This window comes from Phenylobacterium sp., assembly GCF_030654915.1.
Taxonomy (GTDB): domain Bacteria; phylum Pseudomonadota; class Alphaproteobacteria; order Caulobacterales; family Caulobacteraceae; genus Phenylobacterium.
The window spans coordinates 1-3513 of sequence record NZ_JAURWM010000052.1 but is presented as its reverse complement, the minus strand read 5'-3'; the positions used below and the strand labels follow the sequence as shown (position 1 = coordinate 3513).

Annotated in this window: 4 protein-coding genes and 1 pseudogene; all 5 read right to left on the bottom strand. The window is 67.4% G+C overall.

Going from position 1 to position 3513, the window contains the following annotated elements; translation table 11 throughout:
• Window positions 1-76: 76 nt before the first annotated feature.
• Entirely contained in the window at window positions 77-1063 is a 987-nt protein-coding gene (locus Q7T84_RS02285) for an RluA family pseudouridine synthase (protein WP_304806018.1), read from the bottom strand.
• Window positions 1060-1443, bottom strand: a complete 384-nt coding sequence (gene crcB / locus Q7T84_RS02280) for a fluoride efflux transporter CrcB (protein ID WP_304806017.1) — start codon at window positions 1441-1443, stop codon at window positions 1060-1062. Before crcB ends, Q7T84_RS02285 begins: the two co-directional genes overlap by 4 nt.
• 47 nt (window positions 1444-1490) lie before the next feature.
• Window positions 1491-1979, bottom strand: a complete 489-nt coding sequence (locus Q7T84_RS02275) for a hypothetical protein (RefSeq protein WP_304806016.1) — start codon at window positions 1977-1979, stop codon at window positions 1491-1493.
• A gap of 74 nt (window positions 1980-2053) precedes the next feature.
• A complete protein-coding gene (locus Q7T84_RS02270; RefSeq protein WP_304806015.1) occupies window positions 2054-2812 on the bottom strand; it encodes an RluA family pseudouridine synthase in 759 nt (252 codons plus the stop codon).
• Window positions 2809-3513: pseudogene (locus Q7T84_RS02265) on the bottom strand (replication-associated recombination protein A); the annotation flags it as partial. The gene Q7T84_RS02270 and the pseudogene Q7T84_RS02265, both read right to left, overlap by 4 nt.

Genomic DNA, 3513 nt, shown 5'->3' with positions numbered 1-3513 from the left:
GGCCGCCGCCTGCTCGATCAGCAGTTCATGGGTCCCGGACAGCCGCTGCGCGGCTTCCGGGATGACACCATGATGCTTAGCTGCGCCGCCGACGCTTGAACGGCTCAGGCTCAGCCTCGTGTTCGTCGAAGCCGAAGCGCTTGAAGCCTTCCTTCAGCTCCTTGCTGATCGGCGCCTCGAGCACCAGCGTGCCGCGCGAGGGGTGCGGCAGGGTCAGGCGGCGAGCGTGGAGTTGCAACTTCAGCCCCCCGGACAGTTGCGCCGACTCCTCGGTCTTGTACTTCGGGTCGCCCAGGATCGGATGGCCCATGGCCAGCATGTGCGCACGCAACTGGTGCGTCCGGCCGGTGTGGGGCCGCAGCGCCATCCAGGCGACACGGTGCGCGGCGCGGCTGACGGTCACGAACTCCGTCTCGGCCGGATCGCCGTTGGGATCCTTCGGATCGGCCGGCACCACCATCTCCCGGTCGCCGATGCCCTTCTTGACCAGATGCAGCTCCATCACCCCCTCGGAGGGTTTGGGGTTGCCCATGACCAGGGCCCAATAGGTCTTCTCGGCCCGGCGGCGGGCGAAGGAGCCCGACAGCTTGGCCGCTGCACCCGGGCTCTTGCCCAGCACCAACACGCCGGAGGTGTCGCGGTCCAGGCGGTGAACCAAGCGCGGACGCTCCAGCCCCTCGCCCCAGGCGCTGAGCAGACGGTCAACGTGCATGAGGGTCTTGGTGCCGCCCTGGACCGCCAGGCCCGCGGGCTTGTTCAGAACCAGCACCTCGTCATCCTCGTAGATCACCAGCGACTTGACGAACATCACGTCGCGCCGATCCAGTTCGGGCTTCGGATCACCGGCCTGCGGCGCCTCGGGCAGCGGCGGGACGCGGATGGTTTCGCCGGCCGAGACCCTTTGCTCAGGCTTGGCGCGACTGCCGTCCACACGGATCTGGCCCGAGCGCGCCATCTTCTGGATCTGGATCTGGGAGACGTGCGGCCAACGCCGACGGAACCAGCGGTCCAGGCGCACGCCGTCTTCGCCCGGATCGACGGCGATGTTACGGACTTCCCTCATGAAAACGCCTTCCGCGCCAGGATCAACCCAAGGAACAGCGCCGTAACCGACAGCAGCACCGAGGCCAAGGAGTAACCGAACGCCTGGCCATAAGTACGGCGCTCGATCATCAGGGCCGTCTCCAGCGAAAAGGCCGAAAAGGTCGTGAAGCCGCCAAGCACGCCAACGCCCAGCAGGACGCGCAGGCGTTCCTGATCAGCGCCGCCGCGATAGGCCAGATAGCCCACCAGCACGCCCATCAACAGCCCGCCCAGGATGTTGGCGAGGAACGTGCCATAGGGCCACGCCGAGCCCCACATGCGCAGCGTCTGGACGCCCAGCGCATACCGCGCCGTCGCCCCCACCGCACCGCCGATGGCGACCAAAATTAGTTTATCCATGCGCCCTTATGCGACGCGCCGCGCCGTCGTGCAAAGCAGGCGAGATTTCAGACCCGCGCGCCAATTACCTGGCGAATCTGACGAGCGTCATAGACGTCCCCTCCCGCGGGTCGAGGTCCGCTGCCCATCATGATCTCCAGGGTCTGGGTCACTTGCGGCCCCCCACCGAGATTGAATGAGGTCCCTAGGCCCACTCCGACCCCGCCTGAATGTCCGCTGCTGCCGCCGCCCGCGCCAAGCGACAGCTGGGGGCCGCCTGCCTGGCCGCTGTGACTGGCTTGACGATCAGTGACCCGGAACCAGTCATATCCGCCGGCGATAGCGAGATCCGCGGCCCGCAGGAGAGCGAAGTCGGCGACTTGCGAGAACGGCGCTCCCGGCCCCCCGCGGAACGTCACCCGGTAACGACCAGGTTCGATCCGATATTCAGAGAACCCGACGGACTGCGGCCCGGTCGCTGGCGCGAACACCGTGGGGGCCGTGGTGCAAGCTGCGAGGGCGGCGCTGAGCGAGACCGCGAGCATCAGGCGTTTCATCTTCGATATCTCCGAGGAACCCATGCGACTGTCGGCTCATTCGCCTAACGGTCAAGCCTGGCGCCCTGTTCCCGTCAGCCCAACCCCAGCAAATCGATCAACTTTTGCATATCGGCCGGGACCGGGGCCTCGATAACCTTCGTCCCCCCATCGGGGTGCGGGAAACTCAGGGCCGCGGCGTGCAGCATCAGCCGCGGCACGGCATGGCCGCCCACCGCCAGAGCGCCCCCATAGCGGACGTCCCCGGAAATCGGCCGCCCGATCGAAGCCAGGTGCACGCGGATCTGGTGCATCCGCCCGGTCTCCGGGTTCAGTTCCAGCAGAGCGGAGTCCGCGCCCTTGGACAGAGTGCGGTAGCGGGTTCGCGCGGTCTCGGCGTCGGGGTGATCCACCGCGCAGACCCGCATATAGGCTTCGCGGCCCAGTTCCTCACGGCGCAACGCCGCCTCGATCGCGCCCTGGGCCGGCTCCGGCGCGCCCGGTGTGACGATGGCGCGGTAGGTCTTGGCGAACCTGCGGCCCATCATGTGTTTGCCCAGGAAGCTGGCCGCCGGCTTGGTCTTGGCCGTCAGAATCACGCCCGAGGTGTCGCGGTCCAGGCGGTGGATCAGCCGCGGCCGCGCCTTGCCGGGCTTGGCGAAGGCCCACAGCAGTTCGTCCAGCGTATTTACCTGGCCCCGCCCGCCCTGGCTGGACAGGCCCGACGGCTTGTTCAGCGCCATGATGTGCGGGTCTTCGTAGATCACCAGGCTGCGGACCAGCGCGACCTCGTCGGAGGTCAGGGCGATCGGCACGGGTTCGGGACGCTTCTTCGGCTGGCCGCGTGGTTTCACTTCTGGCGGTTCCGCTGCTCAGCCCAACGATCAAGGCGCTCCTTGGTGCGCGCCTCGGCGCCCTCCCCCTTCGGGTCGTAGAACTTTCGCCGTTCCATCCCGTCCGGGAAGTAGTTCTGGCCGGAGAAGCCGCCCTCGACATCGTGGTCGTAGGCGTAGCCCTTGCCGTAGCCGAGGTCCTTCATCAGCTTGGTCGGCGCATTGCGGATATGGGCGGGCGGGGTCAGCGAGCCCGTCTCCTTGGCCGCGCGTTGGGCGGCCTTGAAGGCGACATAGACGGCGTTGGATTTCGGCGCGGCGGCTAGGTGCACGACTAGCTGGGCCAGGGCGAGATCTCCCTCTGGCGATCCCAGGAAGTCGTAGGTGTCCTTGGCTGCGTTGGCGAGCAGCAGCGACAGCGGATCGGCCTCGCCGATGTCCTCCATGGCCGTGCGGATCAGGCGCCGAGCGATGAACAGCGGGTCCTCGCCGCCGGCCAGCATGCGGGCCAGCCAGTAGAGCGCCGCGTCGGGATCCGAACCGCGGATCGACTTATGCAGGGCGGAGATGAGGTTGTAGTGCTCCTCGCGATCCTTGTCGTAGGCCGGGCGGCGCTTCTGCAGGAACTGGCCAAGCTGGGTCGCATTGAGCGGGCTATCGGTGCCGACCGACAGCAGGGTCTCGGTCAGGGTCAGCAGATAGCGGCCATCGCCATCGGCCAT